The sequence below is a fragment of the Okeania sp. SIO3I5 genome (assembly GCF_010672085.1).
In the GTDB taxonomy this organism is placed as follows: domain Bacteria; phylum Cyanobacteriota; class Cyanobacteriia; order Cyanobacteriales; family Microcoleaceae; genus Trichodesmium.
Map to the genome: position 1 here is coordinate 1 of NZ_JAAHHT010000401.1, position 5,047 is coordinate 5,047.

At 33.9% G+C, this 5,047-nt stretch carries 5 protein-coding genes; 1 reads left to right on the forward strand and 4 read right to left on the reverse strand.

Annotated features, from left to right (window positions below; all coding sequences use genetic code 11):
• The first annotated feature begins 349 nt into the window (after window positions 1–349).
• The gene (purB, locus tag F6K40_RS38660; RefSeq protein WP_293145130.1) at window positions 350–1,645 is read left to right on the forward strand and encodes an adenylosuccinate lyase; all 1,296 of its coding nucleotides are present in this window, start codon (window positions 350–352) and stop codon (window positions 1,643–1,645) included.
• A 536-nt stretch (window positions 1,646–2,181) separates the two neighbouring features.
• Here the strand turns inward: purB and F6K40_RS38665 are convergent.
• The 4 genes from F6K40_RS38665 to F6K40_RS38680 form a co-directional block, all read right to left on the reverse strand.
• Window positions 2,182–2,544 (reverse strand): DUF433 domain-containing protein, encoded by a 363-nt coding sequence (locus F6K40_RS38665; RefSeq protein ID WP_483143793.1) that lies wholly within the window; start codon window positions 2,542–2,544, stop codon window positions 2,182–2,184.
• Window positions 2,545–2,681: 137 nt separating this feature from the next.
• The gene (locus F6K40_RS38670) at window positions 2,682–3,176 is read right to left on the reverse strand and encodes a hypothetical protein (protein WP_293145133.1); all 495 of its coding nucleotides are present in this window, start codon (window positions 3,174–3,176) and stop codon (window positions 2,682–2,684) included.
• A 51-nt stretch (window positions 3,177–3,227) separates the two neighbouring features.
• Window positions 3,228–3,851 carry an NB-ARC domain-containing protein gene (locus tag F6K40_RS38675; protein ID WP_293145136.1) on the reverse strand — a complete coding sequence of 208 codons (624 nt, stop codon included), beginning with the start codon at window positions 3,849–3,851 and terminating at the stop codon, window positions 3,228–3,230.
• Between the two features lie 359 nt (window positions 3,852–4,210).
• Window positions 4,211–4,873, reverse strand: coding sequence for a hypothetical protein (locus tag F6K40_RS38680; RefSeq protein ID WP_293145139.1), 663 nt, complete (start codon window positions 4,871–4,873; stop codon window positions 4,211–4,213).
• Window positions 4,874–5,047: the final 174 nt, after the last annotated feature.

Here is a 5,047-nt window from a genome sequence, read left to right on the forward strand (position 1 = left end):
CAGCATATATGCTGGAGTTCACATATTGTGGTCGTGACCTGCCAACGTAGTCAATTAAGACTTAATCTGCAACCTTTGAGAGACAATTCCTAAAAATGTCTAGGATTGGCTAGGTTTTTCAAAGGTGCCTTCAAGTTTAAGCTGCTCATTGACAGATAAGCTTCCCTTGTTCTGCTCTCAACTGAAGGAGTTTCAACCTAATATTGTTTTCTAAAGTATTTATGAGACAAGGCGGGTACATAACCAATCTCATTATAGCATAGTATAGAAATTCGCCCTAAAAGGGCGAGGCTTTAAACCCAATTTTTCGGTAACCGCTGTTTTAGTTATAGTTAGTTATAGATAGAGTATGATAGAACGTTACACCTTGCCCGAAATGGGTGAACTTTGGACTGATAATGCCAAGCTGAAAACTTGGCTACAAGTGGAAATAGCTGTCTGTGAAGCTCAGGCAGAACTTGGTTATATACCTGCTGAGGCAGTAACAGAAATTAAGGCTAAGGCGAATTTCGACCGGGAGCGGGTCTTGGAAATTGAGGCAGAAGTCCGCCATGATATGATTGCCTTCTTGACAAATGTTAATGAATATGTTGGGGATGTTGGACGATATATTCACCTTGGTTTAACAAGTTCTGATGTTTTGGATACTGCCCTGGCATTGCAAATGGTTGGGAGTCTGGATGTGTTGTTGTCTTGTATGGAAGAATTAGGACAAGCTATTCGGTATCAAGCACAAGAACATCGGGAAACTTTTATGGTAGGGCGTTCCCACGGTATTCATGCGGAACCGATAACCTTTGGTTTTAAATTGGCAGGATGGTTAGCAGAGGTTTGTCGTCATCGCCAGAGATTAGTGCAACTACGTCAGAATATTGCTGTAGGTAAAATTTCTGGAGCAGTAGGAACTTATGCAAATATTGACCCCAGAGTTGAGGCGATCGCTTGCCAAAAACTGGAACTTAAACCAGATACAGCTTCAACTCAGGTAATTTCTCGCGATCGCCATGCTGAGTATGTACAAATTCTTGCCTTATTGACTGCTTCTATTGAACGTTTTGCGGTGGAAATTCGTAACCTGCAACGGACCGATGTTTTGGAGGTTGAGGAATATTTTTCTCAAGGTCAAAAGGGTTCTAGTGCGATGCCTCACAAACGTAATCCCATCCGTTCGGAAAGGTTAACAGGAATGGCAAGAATTGTTCGTGGTCATGCTGTTGCTGCTTTGGAAAATGTTGCCCTTTGGCACGAACGAGATATTTCTCATAGTTCAGTAGAAAGAGTTATTTTACCAGACGCTTGTATTTTGACTCATTTTATGCTTAAAGAAACCACTGAATTAGTCAAGAAATTATTAGTATATCCAGAAAACATGAAGCGAAATATGAATGTTTATGGAGGAGTAATTTTTAGCCAACAAGTGCTTTTAGCTTTAGTAGAAAAAGGCATGATCCGAGAAGATGCTTATAAAATTGTTCAGTCTTGCGCTCATCAAGCGTGGAATCAACCAAATGGTAATTTTCAAGATTTAATCGGCAAAGATGAACAGATTAAAAGTCAGTTATCTGAGGCAGAAATTGCAGCTTGTTTTGATCCGAAACACCATTTAAAACATTTAGATGATGTCTATCAAAGATTAGGTATTTGAGGTTCTATGGTTGACCATATTTCGTAAACATTTAGCAGTCAGCTATCCTCTTTCAGAGGAACTTTTCTACGGAATGCTTCGCAAACATTTTTCATGTCGTGCAGCAAAAAAGCTATCAGTTTCTAAGATAAATCTACATTTTCAGCCACAAAATTGTATAACTTGAAAACTAAAATTCGTCATTTTTTTATTTCAATTATCTGGTTAAAAATGTAGTAGAAGTTAAACTAATGCTTGCTTCATTCATTAAAAAAAGCTAAGAGCTAAATCATTACTTTTTTTATACCTTAAAATTACCCAAAAATTAAGGTATAAAGCCTCTCCATTCATGTATAAAAAAGAAAAAAAATATTTTTAAATCAATCCTCTTCTTGATCAGAAGAGGTAACTATTAACTGTTAATTGTTAATTATTAATTATTAATTATTAATTATTAAAAGTAGTTTTATCATACCTAAACCATCTCATTTTTTCCTTTATAAATCACTTCTAATCAAGAATTTTACACTGATTTAGTATTATAAAAAGTCGAGGTTTTACAGCAAAAATTTAACTTCTGACTTCTGAATCAAGTTAGATTCTGCAACTTGTTCAGCTTTAATTTTCATCAATCTCTGTACAGCAGGAGAAGGATTTTTACGTTGTTCATCTCGCATTTTTCTACCCCATTCCAACCAATCAGTTATATATTGATTTACTGATTCTTGATAGTGTAAATAATACAAAATTGTGGCATAAACCTGTTCCAAAGTTAAAGACGGATAAGTTTGGAAAATTTCTTCAGGAGTTTTAGACTTATAAATAAAATCATAAAGGATAGTTTCAATTCCAATCCTGGTTCCTTTCAGTCGAATATCAAGGGGAGCCAAAAAATTAAAATAGTCTTCGAGTTTCATCATTAATTATTCCTAATAACTCTCAAAATCTTTTAAAACTAGCTAAAACATAATGAACTATCTTGATATTAACCGATAATTCGTAATTGGTTAATATTACCCAATCTTTTTCAGCTAAATAATACCTGATTCAAATCAGTTTAATTTTGACAATAATTTATCACATATTCTTGAAAAATTAGAGACAAATTAAACTGAACTTTTCCATTGTGGATTTTCTTGAGTAAATACCTTTGTTGTAAAGATTGCAAGCTATTAATTAAATCCATTGATGACCAATCTAAAGTTGTAATTAAATCTTCTCTGGTTACAGGTTGGTCAAATTTACTCAATTCTAAAACAAGTTGTTTTTCTAATGGTGATAATTTGTGAAATAACTGTTTGAGAATACCTTGTATATCTTGAGTAATGAATAAACTATTTTCAGCTAAAAAATCAGCTACACCACCATCAAAAATATTTTTGATTAAAGCAGCAATGCTTTTTAAGTAAACTGGATTACCTTCATATAAATTGATTAACTTTAACCAACTTGCTTCGTATTTTAATCCTGCACCTTTGAGAATTGCCACTTCATCTAAACCTGATAATTCTAAACATTTAATTGGAGATAAATCTTGGTCTAAACATTCCATTTCTGCACATTGCTCTTGACTAATTAAAATTAGACTGCTTTGATGTTCAACTTATGTCATCATTTGAAAAAAGTTCTGATAATCTTGATATTTAGTTTGATATTGTTCGGCAAATTCACCACTGATAAATATATTTTGCACATCATCTAGAATAATTAAGCATTTTTTCTCAGTCAGCAGAGCGAATAATTGTTTTAACTTCTCATCAATTATTTCTTTAGCTTCTTGTTGGCAAACTTGCAAAAAATCATTCAGAAGTAAGAGTAAATATTTTGGGTATTTTAAACTTTTCCAGATGATTAATTCAAATTTTTGTAGGTGGCGATCGATAAACTTTTTAACTAGGGTTGTTTTACCAATTCCACTTATTCCTAAAACGGAAATTAGACGAGTATTTTGATTAAATATCCAGTCATCCAGGGTTTTCAGTTCGGAGTGTCTACCATAAAAATTAATCACTTGAGGTGTCAGAGTTAAATCTTGAATAGGGGATTTAAATTGAGGATTTAGATCGGTTTCTTTAACTTTTTTTGGGGTAACGACTTGATTTAATTTTTCGGGATGAGACAAATTATTATTAATACCATCACCACCTATTTCATAAATATTGGAATTATTAGGGGATGTTAGATAAAAAAAGTTATCTATTGCATAATTAGCTTGACTATTTAACAACCCCTAAAGTCAATCGACTTGATAACTTCATTTATAACCTTTTAATTTTTTTACGTAATAGCTCTAAGATATATTAGATGAAAATTTTATCGGTTTTTCCTATCACATACATTACCATCACTCTTTAACATACATATTTTTACTCTCGTATTTTATCCTTTCTCGAAGTTTCACCCCTACGGATATTTTATGATTACTAATCAATCAAAAAATATCTCCCTCTTGCAATTTTCAATCTAACAAATTCCCATAAAAAGCATTTTTATCTAACCCATCCCCAACCCCTATCCCTATATAAAAGACACAAAAAACTCCGCCTTACCTAACAGATACGGGGGTTGGGGGTTTAGATATTCCTATTAACAAACTCCCGCCATTTCCACCAATTCCACACAAACTTGATTCAAAAATTCCCGATCAACTTTTTCTGGCAATTCTGTTTTAATCTCCTTAATTTCTGCAAATAGATCGTCAGCTAAATTTTTCACTTCTTCATAAGCAACATCCCCATTTCTAATAGATAACAAATATTCAGCATCCCCAACTTTTTTTCGATTTACATACAAAACTCCATCCCGCAAAATTTCAATTCCCATTCTTAACAACCGAATACAATGACTCATGTGCTTTGCATCATATCCGCACTTTGTTTCTAACTCCTTCCTTTGCAAATTCCTGCCTTTATTCCAACTACAATAAGCCTCCCATTGACTCAAAGCTTGTCGGTAAGCTTGAGTCAAATGCAACAACTGAATAAAATCATTTTTTGCCCTTGTATATTCTTGAACTTTCGGTAATAACTCTTCAGAAATTGGATGCTGTTTGAGAATGCCTTTATAATCAATTTTTTCTAACAGTAAATCCCGCAGTTGTTGCACAGGATCTAAAAATTCTATGCAGTCTCTAACCAACATATAAAGGAATTCCATAAAAGCATTAACTTCAGATTTTGTTAAAGGTCGATAGCTATTTTCATTCAATCCAAAATCTTGAGGTACTGGCTTTTTTTCTGGAGGATTCAATAACCATTTTCTGTGAGTTTCAACTCGTTTGTTAAACTAAGCCAGGCAAGTTACCCTACCCGACTCGTCTTCAGAACCGGACGTGAGACTTTCACCTCATCGCGGCTCCTCTCTTAAACGTCCCTTGTCATGGGCACATCCTGCTTCAGAGTTAACATATCGTCAATCCATATA